Below are 17,612 nucleotides of genomic sequence, written 5' to 3'. Positions count from 1 at the left end.
CGGTCACGAATCGGGGCCAAACGCCCGCTCACAGCATCCCCCGGCCCTGCCTGAAAGAGACGCAACGATGCCCCTCGTCGCCGGCGTGGACACGTCCACGCAGTCCTGCAAGATCGTCGTGCGCGACGCCGAGACCGGCGCCCTGGTGCGCTCCGGCACCGCGAAGCACCCCGACGGCACGTCGATCGACCCGCGGCACTGGTGGGACGCGTTCCTCGCCGCCGCGCAGGAGGCCGGCGGCCTCGACGACGTGGCCGCGATCTCCGTCGGCGGCCAGCAGCACGGCCTCGTCGCGCTCGACGCCGACGGCCGCGTGATCCGCGACGCCCTCCTGTGGAACGACACCCGCTCCGCCGCCGCGGCCGAGGACCTGATCCGCGAGCTCGGCGACGGCGACCGGGACGCCGGCGCGCAGGCGTGGGCCGACTCCGTCGGGTCGGTGCTCGTCGCGTCGCTCACCGTCACCAAGCTGCGCTGGCTGCGCGACACCGAGCCCGAGAACGCCGCCCGCGTCGCCGCCGTCGCGCTCCCCCACGACTGGCTGACCTGGCGCATCGCCGGCTATGGCCCGGAGGGCGAGTCGCCGCTCGGGCCGCGCCTCGACGCGCTCGTCACCGACCGCTCGGACGCGTCCGGCACCGGCTACTACGACGCCGAGGCGGACGACGGCGCGGGCGCCTACCGCCCCGACCTGCTGAGGCTCGCCCTCGGGCGGGACGACGTCACGCTCCCCCGCGTGCTCGGGCCGTCCGAGTCGGGCGGCGTCGCGCACGCGTCGGTCGCCGGCGCGGACGTCGACGGCGGCGCCCTGGTCGGCCCCGGCGCGGGAGACAACGCCGCCGCCGCGCTCGCGCTCGGCATGACCCCCGGCGACATCGCGATCTCGATCGGTACCTCGGGCGTCGTGTCCGCGGTCGCGCCGGCGCGCACCGCCGACGGGTCCGGCGCCATCAACGGCTTCGCCGACGCCACCGGCAACGCCCTCATGCTCGCCGTCACGCTCAACGCCGCCCGCGTGCTCGACGCGGCACGGTCGGTGCTCGACGTCGACGTCCACGAGCTCGCCGACCTCGCGCTCGCCGCCCCGCCCGGCGCCGACGGCCTCGTCCTCGTGCCCTACCTCGAGGGCGAGCGCACCCCCAACCGCCCCGACGCCACGGGCACGCTGCACGGCATCCGCCTCGCGACGTCCACCCGCGAGCACCTCGCCCGCGCCTACGTCGAGGGCATGCTCTGCGGCCTCGCCGACGGCCTCGACGCGCTGCGCGCCCAGGGCGTGCCGATCGAGCGCGTCATGCTCATCGGCGGCGCCGCCCAGTCCCCCGCGGTGCAGCAGGTGGCCACGCAGGTCTTCGGCCTCGAGATCGGGGTCCCCGAGCCGGGCGAGTACGTGGCCGACGGCGCCGCACGGCAGGCCGCATGGGTGCTCGCCGCCGCGGCCGACCCGGACGTCGCCGCGCCGGCGTGGTCGACGACGGTCGCCACGACGCTCGCCGCCGCCCCCCGGCCCGAGGTGCGCGCCCAGTACGCCGCCGTCCGCGACCTGATCTGAGCCCCGTGACGCCGCCCGCCGCCGACCCCACCCTCGCCGCGGGCCTCGCGACCGTCGTCGCGCGGGCCCGCGAGCTGGACGTCGCGGTGCACACCGTCGACGTCCGGGCGGGCGGCGAGCGCCTGCTCGCCGCGGCGTGCGCCCCGCTCGGACACGACGTGCCGCAGCGGATGTACTCGGTGTCGAAGACGGTGACGGGCCTCGCCGTCGGGCTGCTCGCCGCGGAGGGCGCTCTCGGTCTCGACGACCCGGTCGTCGGGCACTTCCCGGACCTCCTCGACGGCCACCCGGCGCACCCGTGGCTCGAGGCCACGACGCTGCGGCACATGCTCGCGATGGTCGGCCCGCACCGCGCCACCACGTACCAGGTGCGCGAGGGCGGCTGGCTGGAGTCGTACTTCCGCGTGCCGCCCACGCACCCGCCGGGCACGCTGTTCACGTACGACACCAGCGCCGCGTACACCCTGGCCGCCCTGGTGGAGCGGGTCTCCGGGACCTCGCTGGCCGAGTACCTGCGGCCGCGGGTGCTCGACCCGCTCGACGTCTCCCCCGGCCTGCGCTTCCTGCCCGGCCCGGACGGCTTCAGCCACGGCGGCTCCGGCCTGATCTGCACCCCCGACGACCTGGCCCGGCTGGCCCGGCTGCTCAACGACGGCGGCGTGCACGACGGCGCGCGGCTGCTCCCGGCGGAATACCTCGCGGCCGCCACGTCGCCGCAGTCGGACCCGGCGACGCAGACCTGGGGCGGGCCGTTCCGCGCGGCGTACGGGTACCAGCTGTGGCTGCCGCCCGCCGGCGGCTGGCTGATGTTCGGGATGGGCGGGCAGATCGTCTACGGCGACCCCCGGCTGCGGGTCACCGTGGTCGTCACCGCCGACTCCCAGGCGGCGGCGAGCGGTGACCAGAAGCTGCTCGACCTCGTCCTCGACCACCTCGTCGAGCCCGCGCGCGAGCTGGCGCGGGCGGGTGGGGGCGCGGCCACGGCGGGCGCCGTCGTCGCCCCGCTCCCCTGGCCCACGCCGCCCCACGAGCCCGCGCACGCGCGCCCGCTGGTCGGCCGCTGGGCCGGCCGCACCCCGGGCTCGGGCCCGGCGGGCCTCACGCTCGACGTCGACGCCGCCGGGGGCACGATCGCGTCGTCCGACGGCTGGTCGATCGCGCTCGACACCGCCGGCCCGCTGACGACCCGGATCGGGGACGAGCCGGCCGTCGTCACCGCAGGCTGGACCGGCCCCGGCGTCCTCGACGTCCGCGCGGGGACCCACGGCGACGAGCTGGCCACGCTCCGGCTGCGCATCGCGCTCGCCGACGACGGCACGCTCGCCGTCCAGTCACAGGGCTTCGGCGAGACGCTCGACCCGCGCTGGTCGTTCCACGCCGCCTACGCCCGCTGACCGCGCCAGCACGTCCCCGGGTCAGCCCTTGACCGAGCCGATCAGCGCGCCCTTGACGAAGAACCGCTGGATGAACGGGTACACGAGCAGCATCGGCAGCGTCGCCACGAAGATGACGGCCATCTTCACCGACTGGGCGGGCGGGACGACGTCGACGGAGCCCTCGTCCGCGTTCATGCCGGACGCGACGATGACGATCTGGCGCAGCAGCACCTGGATGGGCCACTTCTCCGAGTCGTTGATGTAGAGGATGGCCGCCTGGTAGGTGTTCCAGTAGTAGACGGCGTAGAAGAGGCCGATGGTCGCGATGGACGCGAGCGACAGCGGCAGCACGATCCGCAGGAACACCCCCAGGTCCGAGCAGCCGTCGATGCGCGCGGCCTCCTCCAGGCTGTCCGGGATGCCCTGGAAGAAGCTGCGCATGATCACGAAGTTGAACGCGTTGATCAGGACCGGCAGGACCAGCGACCACAGCGAGTCGATGAGCCCGAGCTTCTGCACCACGATGAACGTGGGGATCATGCCGCCGCTGAACAGCATCGTGAACACGACCAGGAAGTTGATCACCCGGCGGCCCTTGAGGTAGCGCTTGGACAGCGCGTACGCCATGAGCGCCGTGACCAGCAGGCTGAGGAACGTCCCGCCCACGGTGACGAGGACGGAGACCCCCATCGCCTGGAAGATCGTCGACGTCGAGAGGATGTACCGGTACGCGTCGAGCGTGAACGTGTGCGGGATCAGGATGAACGGCCGGGTGGCGATCTCGCCCGGGGTGGCGAGCGAGCTGCCGAGGACGTTGAGGAAAGGGATCAGGCACAGCAGCGCGAAGCCCGTCAGGACGACCACGTTGACGACCTGGAAGACGCGCACCCCGACAGAGGGCTTGCGGGACCGACCCGTGCCGCGGAGGGGTCGTGCGGCGGCTGCCACGGCGATCTTGCTCATCTGGGACTCCCGGTTCGGGGCTGGTCGGAATGCTGGTCGGACTGCTGGTCGGTGGCGCGCGGCGCGAAGAGCCCCGCGCTGACGAAGAAGCCGAAGGCCACGGGGTACAGCAGGAGCTGGCTGCCGACGAGGCACGCGAGCCCCGCGGCGAGGAACCACCACCCGGCGGAGCGTCGGGCGGGGCGGCGGCGCGCGAGCGCGAAGCCGGCGACGGTCAGCCCGAGCACGACCGGCACGGTGACGCTGAACCACGCCGCGAGCGTGCGGGTGGCCTCGTAGGCGGCGTCGAGCGGGACGCCCGCGGCGCCGGCCACCCCGCCGTCGGCGAGCAGCGGGTAGAGGGTGTCGGCGAACGTCGCCTCGTCGACGCCGTTCACCACGAGGGTGAACGCGCCGAGGGAGAGCGTCGTCAGGGCCGCCGCCACCCCGGCCACCCAGAGCTCGACGGTGCGCCGCACCGTGGCCGGCGGGCCGACGGGCTCGGGCGCGACCCCGTCGGCGTCGCGGCGGGCGGACGTCTCGGTCAGGGCCATGTCAGCCGTCCACCTCCGCGGGGGGCCGCGGAGGACAGGGGGCGACCCGGGGCGACGGCGTCGTCGACCCGCTCGACCCGGCCGGTCACGTCGGTCAGCCGCAGCGTGGGGCTGGCCTCAGCCGTCACCTCCGGACCGACCGCCCCGACCACCCGCACCCGGGTGAAGGCGGAGTCGGCCAGGTACCCGACACGGATGCCCGCCCGCGTCACCGCGTCGACGCCCGCCGCCATCGCAGGGACGCCCGGCCGGGCGTCGTCGGCGAACGAGATCGCGACGTCGTCGAGGGTGATCTCGCTCAGCGGCGCCTCCGGCAGCCCGTACAGGTGCGCGGCCGCCGCGTGCACCCCCCGCGCGGTCACGTGGGCCAGGTGGATCCGCCGGAACGCCGGGGTCCGGTCGTCCACCGGGTACGGGGACCGGTCGCCGACCCATGGCTCCTTGCCGTCGGGTCCGCAGAAGTAGTAGGGGTTGATGACGAACGGGCACACCACCCCGTCCATGATCACGTTCGTCACGCGCACGTCCTCGACGACGCCGCCGCGCCCGCGGCGCGACTTCAGCCGGATCCCGCGGTCGGTGCCGGAGAACACGCACCCGGTGATGACGACGTTGCGGATGCCGCCGCTCATCTCGCTGCCCAGCACGACGCCGCCGTGGCCGTGCACCATCGTGCAGCCGGTGATCGTGACGTTCTCGCAGGGCACGCGCTCGGCGGTGCGCTCGGTGCCCGCCTTGATCGCGATGCAGTCGTCGCCGACGTCGATGTGGCAGTCGCTGATCCGCACGTTCCGGCACGACTCCGGGTCGATGCCGTCCGTGTTGGGCGAGTCGGCGGGGTTGTGGATCCGCACGCCGGACACGCTCACGTCCTCGCACAGCAGCGGGTGCACGGTCCAGGCGGGTGAGTTCGTGAGGGTGACGTCGCGGATCGTCACCCTGGTGCACTCGTGGATCCCGACGAGCGTGGGTCGCGGGTACGCGAGGGACTCCCGGTCGTGGCGGAAGGTGTCCCACCAGGCCGCGCCGCCCCCGTCGACGGTGCCCCGGCCGGTGATCGCGACGTCGGTCTCGCCGTGCGCCCAGAGGCACGGCTGGTGGATCGTGGAGCTGGCTCCCTCCCAGCGCGCCTCGACCGGCGGGTAGAGCGCGGGGTCGGGCACGAACTGGAGCCGCGCACCCGCCTCGAGGTGCAGCTCGACGTGCGAGCGCAGGCGCAGGGCGCCGGTGCGGTGGGTCCCGGCGGGCACCACCACCGTGCCGCCGCCCGACGCCGCGGCGTCGTCGATCGCGGCCTGCAGGGCTGTCGTCTCGAGGGTGTCGTCGAGGGTGTGCACGTGTCGCCTCTCGGTGGTGCGTGGTGTGGTGGGCGGGACGTCCCCCGCCCACCACGTCGGGGAAGGTCAGCCGTTGACCTTGGCGTACGCCTCGGTGAACTCCGCCTCGATGTCGTCCAGGCCCTGGCCGCGCAGGTCCTCGACGACCGCCTCGTAGTCGGCCATCTCGATCTGGCCGGTGAGGTAGCGGTTGTAGGCGTCCATCGCCTTGTCCTCGATCGTCGACCACTGCCGGTCGAAGGTCTCCGAGCTCAGCGACTGGGTCGGGTTGATGACGGCGTCGGGCTCCTGAGCGGCCATCTTCTCGTTGGCCTCGTCCACGTAGGGCTTCGTGCTCTTGTAGGTCACGATCTTCTCGGAGGGGCGCGACGACGAGTACGGCTGCACCTCCTGCTCCCAGGCGGTCTGGTCCTCGATCGTCACCACGCCGTCGCCGTCGATCGAGTAGTGCTCCCCCTCGACGCCGTTGGTCATGAGGCCGAACGGCTCGGAGTCCATGAGCTTGTCGAGGAAGCCCAGCACCTTCCGGACCTCGGCCTCGTTCTTCACCTCGGACTTCGGCAGCGCCAGCCAGCCGCCCATGCCGCCGCCGGTGTCGGTGATGATGTGGTGCGGCTGGCCGTCGTAGGTGAGGTCGTTGACGAGCGCCCACGTCATGGGCGTCTTCGGGTCGGCGCTCTGCGCGAGGTCCATGTAGTTCTTCGCCTCGAACAGGCCCGTGACCACGATGCCGCCCTTGCCGCGGGCGATGGCGTCCTGCTGGTTCTGCTTCTGGACCGTGACGAACTCCTGGTTGACCGCGCCCTGCTCGTACACGCCGCGGTACCACTCCATCGCCTGCTTGAACTCGTCGCCGGCGAACGCGGCGTGGACCTGGCCGGAGTCGTCGACGGAGAACTTGTCGCCCGCGCCGAAGTACCCGGTCAGCGAGCGGAAGCCGACGAGGAAACTCTCCTCGCGGTCGATGAAGCCCGTGGTGTCGTTCTTGCCGTTGCCGTCGGGGTCGTCCTTGGTGAACGCGACGGCGACCTTCTCCAGGTCCTCGATCGTGTGCGGCACCTCGAGGCCGAGGTTGTCCAGCCAGTCCTGGCGGACGACGACCCCGTAGCGCGTCTTGATCTTCTGGAACGGCACCCCGTAGAGCGTGCCGTCGAGCTTGGCGGCGTCAAGGGTGTCGGCGTCGATCTTCGCCAGGTTCGGGAAGTCCTTCAGGTAGGGCTCCACGTCCCAGAACTGACCGGCCTTGAGCGCCTGGCGCACGGTCGTGCTGTCGGTGACCGTCAGCGACACGATGTCGGCGAGCTGGCCGGACGCGAGGGCGGAGTTGATCTTCTCCTCCTTCGACGCGTCCGGGACCCACTGCATCGTGAACTCCTGGCCGGTGTACTTCTCCAGGGCGGTCTGAATCGGTCCGTCGGCGTCCGGCGTCACGGGGGTGTGCAGCATCGACATCCAGGTGATCGGGCCGTCGTCGGCCGCGCCGTCGTCGCCCGAACCGTTGCTGCCGCAAGCGGTGAGCGCGAGCGCGGTCACCGCGGCCGCGGCCGCACCCTTGGCGAACAGGGTCTTGCGCATGGGTACTGCTCCTCTCATGACACCTGCTCCGTCGCAGGCGCGATCATCGGGTGGTGCAGGGAACGGTGGGCGGGCGCGGGCACCTCCGGGGTCTCCTCCAGGGGGCGGAACACGACGCGGGTGACCAGGCCGACGACGAACGCCGGCAGCCCGGCCCCGAAGAGCAGGAGCAGCGGTGTGGCGTACGTCCACAGCAGCCACCAGGCGACGCCGACGGCGGCGGCCCCGATGATCGTCCAGTGCAGCGAGCCGAAGCCGATCAGCAGCGCGGCGGCGAACCGGCGTCGCGTGGTGGCGATGTCGGTGGCGACCATGACGGGGAAGACGTAGGCGGTGGCGACGCCCAGCACGACGAGCGCCAGCACGTTGACCGCCTGCAGGATCCACGTCGGGGCGAGGAAGACGTTCGTGACGATCACGCCGCCCGCCCCGAGGACGACCCAGCCGGCGAGCATCGCCTCGAGCGTCCGCTCGCGGACGTCGGCCAGGAAGGCGCGGGCGAGCGGCGCGGTCTCGCCGTGCCGCAGCCAGCGGTCCATGGCCTTCGCCATCGCGTACGACGCCGGGCCGAACCCGAGCACGACGAGCCCGAGGAGCGTCGTCGCCAGCCACAGCACGCTCAGGCACGCGACCCGGAAGATGCCGCGACAGATCGCGTCGATGCGGACGAAGCCCTCGAAGGAGAACATCAGTAGACGCCCTCCTCGCCGAACCGCTTGGCGATGCGGTTGGCGAAGACCACGAGGATCAGGCCGACGAGGCCCTTGAACAGGCCGACGGCGGCCGCGTAGCTGAGCTGCCCGTTCTCGATGCCCGCCGTGTACACGTAGGTGTCGAAGATGTCGGCGACGTCGCGGTTCAGCGAGTTCATCACGAGGAACATGTGCTCGAAGCCGAGCTCCAGGAAGTCGCCGATGGCGAGGATGAACATCACGATGATGGTGGGCCGGATGGCCGGGAGCGTGATGTGCCAGGCCTGGCGCAGCCGCCCCGCGCCGTCGAGCTCCGACGCCTCGTAGAGCTGGACGTCGACCGCGGTCATCGCGGCGAGGTAGACGATGGTGCCCCAGCCGGCGCCCTTCCAGATCTCCTGGAAGATGTACATCGGCCGGAGCCAGTCGGGGTCGGTGAGGAACGGGACGGGGTCGAGGCCCCACGAGACCAGCAGGTTGTTGACGGACCCGCCGTCGGTCGTGAGCAGCACGTAGAAGATCGAGACGACGATCACCCACGACAGGAAGTGCGGCAGGTAGACGACCGACTGGATGCTGCGCTGGAACCACTTCGTGCGGACCTCGTTGAGCAGCAGCGCCAGGACGACCGGCACCGGGAACGCGAAGATCAGCATCCCCAGCGAGATCATCAGCGTGTTGCGCAGCAGGACGTAGAACGTGTCCTCGGAGAAGAAGCGCACGAAGTGGTCGAAGCCGACCCACGGGCTGCCGCCGATGCCGAGGAACGGCATGTAGTCCTGGAAAGCGATGACGAGGCCGCCCATGGGCGCGTACTTGAACACCAGGAAGTACAGGATCCCCGGCACGGCCATGAGGTAGAGCGCCTTGTGCTTCCACAGCGCCGACGAGCGCTTCCGGCGCGGGCCCGACGGCGCGGGTTCGGGTGCGGGTGCTGCCTCCGGCGCCGCCGCCTGGGCGGCGGTGACGGCGCTCATCGCGCCGGCCCCACGTCGTACGTCACTACCACCATCGGCGTGCCCCTCTGCTCTTCCTCGAGCTGGTCGCGCTCCCTGGTGGGACGCGTCCGGTAACCGGTTTCTCGGACGCTACCGGACGATTACCGCGATGGGCAAGCGCCTTCCAACAATCGGTGTCGAGATCGTGAACACTCAGCCCGCAAGGACGCCGAGGTAGTCCACATCTCCGCGAGGTAGTCCGAACTCTGGCGAGGTAGTCCAGACTTCGCCGAGGGAGTCCCGATCTGGCCGAGGTAGTCCACGCCAGGGCGCACATTGCGCACTACCTCGTGGGAAGTTGGACTACCTCGGCGGGATCGGGACTACCTCGCGGAGAAACCAACTACCTCGACGGGATCGGAACTACGTCGCGGGGGTGTGGGCGCGGGCGTAGGTGCGCACACGGTGGCGCAGGGTGCCCGGGCCGGACGACGTGGCCCAGCCGCCGTCGTCGACGACCTCCCAGACCCCGGCGTCGATGGCGGGGGCGAAAGCGTCGCCCTCGATGGCGAGGTCGACGTCCGTGACGAGGAGCCGGTCGGCGATGGGCAGCGCGGCGGCGTAGACCTCGCCGCCGCCCATGACCCACACCTCGTCGCCGCCGGGTGCGGCGGCCGCGAGCGCCAGGCCCGTCTCGAGCGAGGGGGCGACGACGGCGCCGTCGTCCGCCCAGCCGGGCTGCCTGGTCACGACGACGTTGGTGCGGCCGGGCAGGGGGCGGCGCGGCAGCGACTCCCAGGTGCGGCGCCCCATGACCACGGGGTGGCCTGCCGTGGTGGCCTTGAAGTGCGCGAAGTCCTCGGGGATGCGCCAGGGGATGTCGCCGGACGCGCCGATGACGGGGCGGCCCGCGGCGTCGTGCGCCTGGGCCCAGATCAGCCCGATCACACCGCGACCGGGGCCTTGATGCCGGGGTGGTGCTGGTAGCCGAGCACCTCGATGTCCTCGTACGCGTAGTCGAAGATCGAGTCGCGCGGCGCGAGGCGCAGCGTCGGGTACGGGTACGGGTCGCGCTCCAGCTGGGTGCGCACCTGCTCGACGTGGTTGTCGTAGATGTGGCAGTCGCCGCCCGTCCAGACGAACTCGCCCACCTCGAGCCCGGTCTGCGCGGCCACCATGTGGGTGAGCAGCGCGTACGACGCGATGTTGAACGGCACGCCGAGGAACAGGTCCGCGGAACGCTGGTAGAGCTGGCAGCTGAGCTTCCCGTCGGCCACGTAGAACTGGAACAGCAGGTGGCAGGGCGGCAGCGCCATGTCGGCGAGCTCGGCCACGTTCCACGCGCTGACGATGAGGCGGCGGGAGTCCGGGTTGACCTTGATCTGGTCGATGACGCCCGCGATCTGGTCCACGTGCTGCCCGTCCGGCGTGGGCCACGACCGCCACTGCACGCCGTAGACCGGGCCCAGCTCGCCCTCGGGCGAGGCCCACTCGTCCCAGATGGACACGCCGTGCTCCTGCAGCCAGCGCACGTTGGAGTCGCCACGCAGGAACCACAGCAGCTCGTAGGCCACCGACTTCAGGTGCACGCGCTTGGTGGTGATCAGCGGGAAGCCCTGCTGCAGGTCGTACCGCAGCTGCCGGCCGAACACGCTGCGCGTGCCCGTCCCGGTGCGGTCCTCCTTGTGCGTGCCGCGGGTCAGCACGTCGCGCAGCAGGTCCTCGTACGGGGTGGGGATCGCGGCCATGCGGAAACCCTACGACCCCGCGGGCAGCGTCGTCGGCGCACCCGACCCGCGCGTCTCCGACGTCACACCGCCCGGCTGTCACGACGCGCCCCGCTGCGCGGTCGACGTGGTGAGAGCGCCCGACGGGCGCGGCACAGGAGGCAGTGATGCGACGCATCGTGATCGTCGGTGGCGGCTACGCGGGGTTCACGACGGCCCGTGAGCTGGAGAAGGGGCTGCGGCGCGAGCTGCGCCGCGGCGAGGTCGAGCTGGTGCTGGTGGACCCGCGGCCCTACATGACGTACCAGCCGTTCCTGCCGGAGGTGGTGGCCGGCTCGGTGGAGGCGCGGCACGCGGCGGTGGCACACCGCAGCCACCTGCGTCGCACGCGGCTGGTCGACGGGTCGGTCGTGCGGATCGACCACGCGGACCGGGTGGTCGTCGTGCGGCCGCGGTCGGGTGCGACCTTCCGGCTGCCGTACGACACCGTCGTGGTGACGGCGGGCGCGGTGACGCGCGTGTTCCCGATCCCCGGGGTGGCGGAGCACGCGATCGGGATGAAGCACGTGGAGGAGGCGGTGGCGATCCGCGACCGGCTGCTCACGTCGTTCGACCGGGCGGCGAGCCTGCCGCGCGGCGCGGAGCGGGAGCGGCTGCTCACGGTGACGTTCGTCGGCGGCGGGTTCTCCGGCGTCGAGGGCTTCGCCGAGCTGCTGTCCCTGGCCCACGACCTGCTGGCGCGGTACCCGGAGATCGCCGCCGACGAGCTGCGGTTCCACCTCGTGGAGCGCAGCGGGCGGATCCTCCCGGAGGTGACGGAGCGCCCGGGCCGCTGGGTGGTCGAGCAGCTCGAGCGGCGCGGCGCGCACGTGCACCTCGGTACGGCGCTGGAGTCGGCGGTCGACGGCGTCGTCACCCTCTCGACGGGCGAGTCGTTCGCGTCGGGCCTGCTGGTGTGGACGGCGGGCAACGCCGCGAACCCGGTGGTCGCGACCCACACCGACCTGCCGGTCGACGCGCGCGGGTACGTCGTCGTGCGGCCCGACCTGCGGGTGGGCACCGACGACGCCCCTGTCGACGACGCGTGGGCCGCGGGCGACGGCGCGGCGGTGCCCGACCTCGCGGTGCCGCGCCCCGGCGCCCTGGCCGTGCCGAACGCCCAGCACGCGGTGCGGCAGGGCCGGCGCCTGGCACGCAACCTCGTCGCGACCCTGCACGGACGCCCGACGCGCCCCTACGTGCACGGCAGCCTCGGCGTCATCGCGACGCTGGGCCTGGGCTCGGGGATCTTCCAGGTCCGCCGGCTGGTGGTGAAGGGTCGGCTCGCGTGGCTGATGCACCGCGGCTACCACCTGCTCGCCATCCCGACGTGGGAGCGCAAGGCCCGTGTGCTCGCCGTCTGGCTCACCGCCGTCGCGTTCGGGCGGGACGTCGTCTCGCTCGCGTCGGTCCAGTCGCCCCGGGCGGCGTTCGCCGAGGCAAGCAGCCCCGAGGCCGACGCCGCCCGCGACGCGACGCTCGTCGCCTAGCGAGCGCCGAACCCGGCCAGCTTGTCCGGGTTGACCTGCACGTACACGTGCTCCACACGCCCGCCCGCGACGTCGAGGGCCAGGAGCGCGACGGCCGCGCCGTCGCGCTCCACGACGAGCGCGGGCAAGCCGTTCGCGTCGACGACCCGCACCTCGCCGAGAGCCCAGTACTTGCGCCACACGTTGTCGAGGAACAGCGACACCCGCGCCAGCCCGACGAGCTCCACCTTCGACGCGTGCACCCGCCCGCCGCCGTCGGGCCGCGCGACGACGTCGTCCGCGAGAAAGCGCTCGAAGCGGGCGAGGTCGCCCTCGTGCGCGGCGGCCACGAACTCGTCGAGCAGGCGCCGGTGCTCGCCCGGGTCGACGGGCACGGCCTCACGCCTGCCGAGACGCTCGCGGGCGCGGCGCGCGAGCTGGCGCGTGTTCGCCTCGCTGAGGCCGAGGATCTCCCCGACCCGGCGGTGCGGGTAGCCGAACGCCTCCCTCAGCACGTAGACGGCACGCTCCAGCGGGGTGAGGCGTTCCAGGAGCAGCAGGGTGGCGAGCTCGAGGGCCTCGGCCCGCTCGGCGCCGAGCGCCGGGTCGTCGGACGTGTCGACCGGCTCGGGCAGCCACGGCCCCACGTACGTCTCCCGGCGCGCCCGCGCCGACGTCGCCGCGCTGATCGCGAGCCGGGTCGTCACGGTGGTGAGGAACGCGGCCGGGTTCTGCACGGCCTCCCGGTCGGTGCCCTGCCAGCGCACCCAGGCGTCCTGCACGACGTCCTCGGCCTCCGCCACGCCGCCGAGCATGCGGTAGGCGATGCCGAACAGCTGCGGACGGACGGCGAGGAACACGTCGAGCGCCCCGGCGTCCTCGGTCTCGTCGAGGGTGCCGGGGCGCTCGGACGCGGCGGGGCGCGACGTCATGCGGCCACGCTACGCCCCGGCCGGCGGGTGCGGCAGGCGCCGGCGGAGCGAGTCATGCGGCCGAGCGCGCCACGAAGTCCGCGTAGGTCACCTCGCCGAGGCGGGCGTCGCCCAGCGGCACGATCGAGTCCTCCTCGAGCAGGGCGCCGAAGTACGGCGCCGCCGGGTCGGCGACGACCTCGCGCTCGTCGCCCGCGTCCGCGAGGACCGCGCGCTCGAACTCGTCGAACCGCACCCGGTCCGGGCCGGCGATGTCGTACCTCCCGCCCCGCGGAGCGCTCGCCGCGGCCTCCGCCACGAACCGCGCGACGTCCGCCGACGCGATGGGCTGGAACGCGACCGGCGGGATCCGCACCACGCCGCCGACGGTGGCGCCGTCGGCGATCCGCGGCCCGAACTCGAAGAACTGCGTGGCCCGCACGACGGTCCACGGCACGCCCCCGTCGCGCACCAGCTCCTCCTGCGCCACCTTGGCGCGCAGGTACCCGGAGTCCGGGTTCCGGTCGGCGCCGACGATCGACAGCGCCACGTGGTGCCCCACCCCGGCGCGCTTCTCGGCGTCGAGCAGCGTGCGCGTCGACATGGTGAAGAAGCGCAGCACGTCGTCATCCGCGAACGACGGCGAGTTCGACACGTCCACGACGACGTCGGCGCCCGCGAGCGCCTCGTCCACGCCCTGGCCGGTGAGGGTGTCCACCCCGGTGCTGGGCGCGGCCGCGACGGCCTCGTGCCCAGCCTCCGTGAGGTGCGCGATGACCTGCTTCCCGATGAGACCCGTCCCACCGACGACCACGATCTTCATGCGAGTGTCCTCTCTGCGGTGCGCGGCCCGGTGGCCGCCCGACACCCTCTCGACCGCGGCCCGGGTCGTTCCGTGACACCCCGGGGAACGTGATCCCGGTCACGCCACGGGGTTCGCGGCGGGGCCTGCGGAACCGGCCCGTGGAATCGGTCCGCGCCTCCGCACGTTCTCCCCCGGAACCCCCGGACGCCACCGGGAACGCAGTGGGAGGATCACCTCATGACGGACCAGACCACCACCGAGACCGCCGCCGGCCCCGAGACCGACACGGCGGCCCCCGTGACCCCGTCGCCCACCGACCCGCTGTGGGTGGAGCGCACCGGCAGCCGCACGTACCGCGGGCACACGGCACGCGGCGCGAGCGTCGAGATCGGTCCCGTCGAGGCCGGCGCCGTGTTCACGCCCGGCGAGCTGCTCAAGATCGCGCTCGCCGCGTGCGCGGGCATGAGCAGCGACACCAAGTTCGCCCGCGTGCTGGGCGACGCCTACGAGGCCGTGATCCGCGTCGAGGACGCGAAGGACCTGGACGAGGACCGCTACCCGGTGCTGACGGAGCGGTTCGAGATCGACCTGTCGGGCCTTGACGAGGCGGCGCGCAACAAGACCCTGCTGCTGGCGCAGCGCTCGATCGACCGCGCCTGCACGGTGGGCCGCACCCTCAAGGCGGGCGCCCTGGTGCCCCCTGCGGTCTTCGAGCAGCCCGTGTTCGAGCAGCCCCCGCTCGACCGGCCCGGGGGCGACGGCGCGGAGGGCCCCGCATCGTGACGCGCGGCAAGGGCTCCACGGGCGGCGAGGTCGTCCCGCACGAGGAGCGCGGCGGCGACGTCGAGCGCCGGGACGAGGCGGCGCGCCGCGAGGCGTGGACGGAGTACCGGTCGACGCCGCTGCTCGACGCGCTCCTCGACAAGGCGGTGACGATCCCGTCCGCGGCGATCCACAAGCACGTGGACCGGCTGCGCGCCCGCAACCCCGAGGCCGACCCCGCCGGCATCGTGCGGATCCTGGAGAAGGAGTACCTCACGCTGCTCACGACGGCGGGCGGCGCGGTGGGCGCGGCGGCGGCCGCGCCGTCCGTCGGGACGGCGGCGGCGACGGCCCTCACGACGGGCGACGTGGCGACGTTCTTCGGCGCCTCGGCGGCGTTCGCGCTCGCCGTCGCCGACGTGCACGGCATCGAGATCGACGACGTGCCACGCCGTCGCGCCCTGCTCCTGGCGACCGTGCTGGGCGACCGGGGCGCGAAGGACGTCGAGAACGCGATCGGCGGCTCCACCGTCGCGTGGGGCAAGGTGCTGCTCACGTCCATGCCGCAGACCACGATCAAGCGCGTCAACAAGACGCTCGCCCGCCAGTTCCTCAAGCGGCAGGTGGCCAAGCAGGGGTCGCTGGCGCTGGGCCGGCTGCTGCCGTTCGGCGTCGGGTTCGTCGTGGGGGTCGCGGGCGGACGGGCGCTGGGGCACGGTGTCGTCGCGCAGTCGCGGCGCGCGTTCGGTCCACCGCCCGAGCACTTCCCCCGCGTGGTGGAGCTGGTGCTCGAGCCGGGTGCCGACACGCCCACCCTGCGCGCCCTCGACCCGCCGCGGCGCACGTCGCCGAGCCGCTGGCTGCCGCGCCGCAGGGGCCGCGGCCGCGCAGCGGAGCACGAGGACGAGGACGGGCACGAGCACGAGGACGACCCCTCGTGACGGCGCCGGCCGACGCCCACCCGGCCCGCCGCGTCGAGGTGGCGCGGGTCGTCCCGGTGGAGGCGTCCGTCGCGTACGCCTGGGTGGCGGACCTGCGCACCCACCCGCGGTGGATCGTCGCCACGCGCCTCCAGGGCCCCGCCGGCGGCGGGCCCCAGGTGGGCGACCGGTACGCGATGGCGAGCGGGCCGGGCGTGCGCCGCGACCCGGGCACCACCGTCGGACGGCTCGTCGTCGTCGACCGCATGGTGGTGGAGCAGCTCGAGCGGCCGTCGACGTCCGCGGCCCGCGTGGGGCGCACGCGGCTGCGCAAGCTCGGGCCGGTGCTGCTCGGCGAGGCCGGGTTCGACGTCGTGCCGATGGACTCCCGGCGCTGCCGCGTCGTGTGGTGGGAGGAGGCGTACCTCGCCGGCCGGCTGCCGCGCGTCGTCACCGACCCGCTGACGGGGCTGGCGCTGCGCGGGTTCATGCAGGTCTCGCTGGCGCGGCTCGCGCGCCTCCTCGCCCGGCACAGCTGACTGCGCCTGACCGCGCCTGACCGGTGGGACGCCCTGCCGCGCGCCCGGGTCCGGCCGGTACAGTCACGTGACGTGAGCACCGAGGGTTCCACCCAGCCGTCGTCCACCACCGCCGCCCCGGCCGCAGATCTGGTCGCCCGGCTCGACGCCCTGCGCCGCGAGTACGCGGACCTGCAGGCCCGCGGGCTGAAGCTCGATCTCACGCGCGGCAAGCCGTCCGCCGAGCAGCTCGACCTCGCCGAGCCGATGCTCGACCTTCCGGGCGAGGGCCACCACCTGGCCGAGGACGGCGCGGACACCCGCAACTACGGCGGCCTCGCCGGGCTGCCCGAGCTGCGGCGCATCTTCGCCGAGCTGCTCGGCGTGCCCACGGAGCAGCTGCTCGCCCAGGGGAACGCGTCGCTCACCCTCATGTACGACACGGTGGTGCAGGCACTGCTGTTCGGCGTGCCCGGGTCGGAGCGGCCCTGGTCGCGCGAGGAGCAGATCACGTTCGTCTGCCCCGTGCCCGGGTACGACCGGCACTTCGCGATCTGCGAGGAGCTGGGCATCCGGATGGTCACGGTGCCCATGACGCCCGACGGCCCTGACGCCGAGGCCGTGGCTGCGCTCGTCGCCGACGACCCGACGATCAAGGGCCTGTGGACCGTGCCGACCTACGGCAACCCGGACGGCTCCGTGGTCTCCGAGGCCGTGGCCCGCCGCCTCGTGTCGATGCCCGCCGCGGCCCCCGACTTCCGCATCTTCTGGGACAACGCCTACGCCGTGCACCACCTCACGCAGCACGAGGCGAAGTCGGCCAACGCGATCGAGCTCGCCGCCGAGGCCGGAAACCCCGACCGCGTCCTCATGTACGCCTCCACGTCGAAGATCACCTTCGCCGGCTCCGGGGTCGCGTTCTTCGCGTCGTCGGCCGCCAACGTCTCCTGGTTCACGAAGCACCTCGGCATCCGGTCCATCGGCCCGGACAAGATCAATCACCTGCGCCACGCCATGTTCTTCGGTGACGCCGAGGGCGTGCGGGCGCACATGCGCAAGCACCGCGACATCCTCGCGCCCAAGTTCAGCGCGGTCGTCGACATCCTCGACGAGCGCCTGGGCGACGCCGGCGTCGCCACGTGGACGCGGCCCGACGGCGGGTACTTCGTGTCGGTCGACGTCGTGCCGGGCACGGCGGCGCGCGTCGTGCAGCTCGCGAAGGAGGCCGGGATCGCGCTGACCCCCGCCGGCGCGACGTACCCGTACGGCCGCGACCCGCACGACCGCAACATCCGCCTCGCGCCCTCGATGCCGCCGCTGGACGAGGTGCGCGTCGCGATGGACGGCGTCGCCACCTGCGTGCTGCTCGCTGCCGCGGAGGCCGCCGCCGCGTCCTGACGCGTCACCCGCCCCGGACCCCCCTCCCGAAGAACCTCACGCGCGAAAGAGAGCACGTGACATCGCGACCCCCCGTTACCTGACCCCCCTCCCCCAC

General features: G+C 73.3%; 17 protein-coding genes. 7 read left to right on the top strand and 10 right to left on the bottom strand.

Annotated features, from left to right (window positions below; all coding sequences use genetic code 11):
* The first annotated feature begins 67 nt into the window (after positions 1-67).
* Both xylB and ACFWDO_RS18805 read left to right on the top strand, forming a co-directional pair.
* Entirely contained in the window at positions 68-1,552 is a 1,485-nt protein-coding gene (gene xylB / locus ACFWDO_RS18810) for a xylulokinase (protein ID WP_380326322.1), read from the top strand.
* A 5-nt stretch (positions 1,553-1,557) separates the two neighbouring features.
* Complete coding sequence (locus tag ACFWDO_RS18805) at positions 1,558-2,946, top strand: serine hydrolase domain-containing protein (protein ID WP_380326318.1); 1,389 nt, start codon at positions 1,558-1,560, stop codon at positions 2,944-2,946.
* 21 nt (positions 2,947-2,967) lie between these two features.
* Here the strand turns inward: ACFWDO_RS18805 and ACFWDO_RS18800 are convergent, their stop codons facing one another.
* The 8 genes from ACFWDO_RS18800 to ACFWDO_RS18765 form a co-directional block, all read right to left on the bottom strand.
* Positions 2,968-3,891 (bottom strand): carbohydrate ABC transporter permease, encoded by a 924-nt coding sequence (locus tag ACFWDO_RS18800; RefSeq protein WP_380326315.1) that lies wholly within the window; start codon positions 3,889-3,891, stop codon positions 2,968-2,970.
* The gene (locus ACFWDO_RS18795) at positions 3,888-4,424 is read right to left on the bottom strand and encodes a hypothetical protein (RefSeq protein WP_380326312.1); all 537 of its coding nucleotides are present in this window, start codon (positions 4,422-4,424) and stop codon (positions 3,888-3,890) included. Before ACFWDO_RS18795 ends, ACFWDO_RS18800 begins: the two co-directional genes overlap by 4 nt.
* Positions 4,415-5,761, bottom strand: a complete 1,347-nt coding sequence (locus ACFWDO_RS18790) for a glycoside hydrolase family 28 protein (RefSeq protein ID WP_380326309.1) — start codon at positions 5,759-5,761, stop codon at positions 4,415-4,417. The genes ACFWDO_RS18795 and ACFWDO_RS18790 overlap by 10 nt, the downstream gene beginning before the upstream one ends.
* A 66-nt stretch (positions 5,762-5,827) precedes the next feature.
* The gene (locus tag ACFWDO_RS18785) at positions 5,828-7,336 is read right to left on the bottom strand and encodes an extracellular solute-binding protein (protein WP_380324437.1); all 1,509 of its coding nucleotides are present in this window, start codon (positions 7,334-7,336) and stop codon (positions 5,828-5,830) included.
* A 14-nt stretch (positions 7,337-7,350) separates the two neighbouring features.
* Positions 7,351-8,025: a YesL family protein gene (locus ACFWDO_RS18780; RefSeq protein WP_380324434.1), complete on the bottom strand. Its 675-nt coding sequence runs from the start codon at positions 8,023-8,025 to the stop codon at positions 7,351-7,353.
* Positions 8,025-9,005, bottom strand: coding sequence for an ABC transporter permease (locus ACFWDO_RS18775; RefSeq protein ID WP_380324431.1), 981 nt, complete (start codon positions 9,003-9,005; stop codon positions 8,025-8,027). Before ACFWDO_RS18775 ends, ACFWDO_RS18780 begins: the two co-directional genes overlap by 1 nt.
* 384 nt (positions 9,006-9,389) lie before the next feature.
* On the bottom strand, positions 9,390-9,914 hold the full coding sequence (locus tag ACFWDO_RS18770) for a dihydrofolate reductase (protein ID WP_380324428.1): 525 nt from the start codon (positions 9,912-9,914) through the stop codon (positions 9,390-9,392).
* The gene (locus tag ACFWDO_RS18765; protein ID WP_380324425.1) at positions 9,911-10,714 is read right to left on the bottom strand and encodes a thymidylate synthase; all 804 of its coding nucleotides are present in this window, start codon (positions 10,712-10,714) and stop codon (positions 9,911-9,913) included. The genes ACFWDO_RS18770 and ACFWDO_RS18765 overlap by 4 nt, the downstream gene beginning before the upstream one ends.
* Positions 10,715-10,860: 146 nt before the next feature.
* Between ACFWDO_RS18765 and ACFWDO_RS18760 the strand changes: the two genes are divergently transcribed.
* Positions 10,861-12,222: an NAD(P)/FAD-dependent oxidoreductase gene (locus tag ACFWDO_RS18760; RefSeq protein WP_380324422.1), complete on the top strand. Its 1,362-nt coding sequence runs from the start codon at positions 10,861-10,863 to the stop codon at positions 12,220-12,222.
* Here the strand turns inward: ACFWDO_RS18760 and sigJ are convergent.
* Both sigJ and ACFWDO_RS18750 read right to left on the bottom strand, forming a co-directional pair.
* Positions 12,219-13,133, bottom strand: coding sequence for an RNA polymerase sigma factor SigJ (gene sigJ, locus ACFWDO_RS18755; RefSeq protein WP_380324419.1), 915 nt, complete (start codon positions 13,131-13,133; stop codon positions 12,219-12,221). The genes ACFWDO_RS18760 and sigJ overlap by 4 nt on opposite strands.
* Before the next feature lie 52 nt (positions 13,134-13,185).
* Positions 13,186-13,935 (bottom strand): SDR family oxidoreductase, encoded by a 750-nt coding sequence (locus tag ACFWDO_RS18750; RefSeq protein WP_380324416.1) that lies wholly within the window; start codon positions 13,933-13,935, stop codon positions 13,186-13,188.
* A gap of 219 nt (positions 13,936-14,154) precedes the next feature.
* On the opposite strand from ACFWDO_RS18750, the gene ACFWDO_RS18745 reads away from it, so the two are divergent.
* The 4 genes from ACFWDO_RS18745 to ACFWDO_RS18730 all read left to right on the top strand — a co-directional run bounded on the left by ACFWDO_RS18745 (position 14,155) and on the right by ACFWDO_RS18730 (position 17,515).
* Positions 14,155-14,700, top strand: coding sequence for an OsmC family protein (locus ACFWDO_RS18745; RefSeq protein WP_380324413.1), 546 nt, complete (start codon positions 14,155-14,157; stop codon positions 14,698-14,700).
* Positions 14,697-15,620: a hypothetical protein gene (locus ACFWDO_RS18740; protein WP_380324410.1), complete on the top strand. Its 924-nt coding sequence runs from the start codon at positions 14,697-14,699 to the stop codon at positions 15,618-15,620. Before ACFWDO_RS18745 ends, ACFWDO_RS18740 begins: the two co-directional genes overlap by 4 nt.
* Positions 15,617-16,138, top strand: a complete 522-nt coding sequence (locus ACFWDO_RS18735) for an SRPBCC family protein (RefSeq protein ID WP_380324407.1) — start codon at positions 15,617-15,619, stop codon at positions 16,136-16,138. The genes ACFWDO_RS18740 and ACFWDO_RS18735 overlap by 4 nt, the downstream gene beginning before the upstream one ends.
* A gap of 72 nt (positions 16,139-16,210) precedes the next feature.
* The gene (locus ACFWDO_RS18730; protein WP_380324404.1) at positions 16,211-17,515 is read left to right on the top strand and encodes an aminotransferase class I/II-fold pyridoxal phosphate-dependent enzyme; all 1,305 of its coding nucleotides are present in this window, start codon (positions 16,211-16,213) and stop codon (positions 17,513-17,515) included.
* The last annotated feature ends 97 nt before the right edge of the window (positions 17,516-17,612 follow it).

Origin of the sequence: Isoptericola sp. NPDC060185 (assembly GCF_042728595.1) — a bacterium.
Taxonomy (GTDB): Bacteria; Actinomycetota; Actinomycetes; order Actinomycetales; family Cellulomonadaceae; genus Isoptericola.
Note: the sequence above shows the minus strand (reverse complement) of the source record. Positions and strands in the feature narration are given on the sequence as shown.

Coding starts and splice junctions, on each gene's coding strand:
- ACFWDO_RS18745 (WP_380324413.1), top strand. CDS start 14,155: ATGACGGACCAGACCACCACCGAGACCGCCGCCGGCCCCGAGACCGAC.
- sigJ (WP_380324419.1), bottom strand. CDS start 13,133: ATGACGTCGCGCCCCGCCGCGTCCGAGCGCCCCGGCACCCTCGACGAG.
- ACFWDO_RS18760 (WP_380324422.1), top strand. CDS start 10,861: ATGCGACGCATCGTGATCGTCGGTGGCGGCTACGCGGGGTTCACGACG.
- ACFWDO_RS18775 (WP_380324431.1), bottom strand. CDS start 9,005: ATGAGCGCCGTCACCGCCGCCCAGGCGGCGGCGCCGGAGGCAGCACCC.
- ACFWDO_RS18750 (WP_380324416.1), bottom strand. CDS start 13,935: ATGAAGATCGTGGTCGTCGGTGGGACGGGTCTCATCGGGAAGCAGGTC.
- ACFWDO_RS18765 (WP_380324425.1), bottom strand. CDS start 10,714: ATGGCCGCGATCCCCACCCCGTACGAGGACCTGCTGCGCGACGTGCTG.
- ACFWDO_RS18795 (WP_380326312.1), bottom strand. CDS start 4,424: ATGGCCCTGACCGAGACGTCCGCCCGCCGCGACGCCGACGGGGTCGCG.
- ACFWDO_RS18780 (WP_380324434.1), bottom strand. CDS start 8,025: ATGTTCTCCTTCGAGGGCTTCGTCCGCATCGACGCGATCTGTCGCGGC.
- xylB (WP_380326322.1), top strand. CDS start 68: ATGCCCCTCGTCGCCGGCGTGGACACGTCCACGCAGTCCTGCAAGATC.
- ACFWDO_RS18785 (WP_380324437.1), bottom strand. CDS start 7,336: ATGCGCAAGACCCTGTTCGCCAAGGGTGCGGCCGCGGCCGCGGTGACC.
- ACFWDO_RS18800 (WP_380326315.1), bottom strand. CDS start 3,891: ATGAGCAAGATCGCCGTGGCAGCCGCCGCACGACCCCTCCGCGGCACG.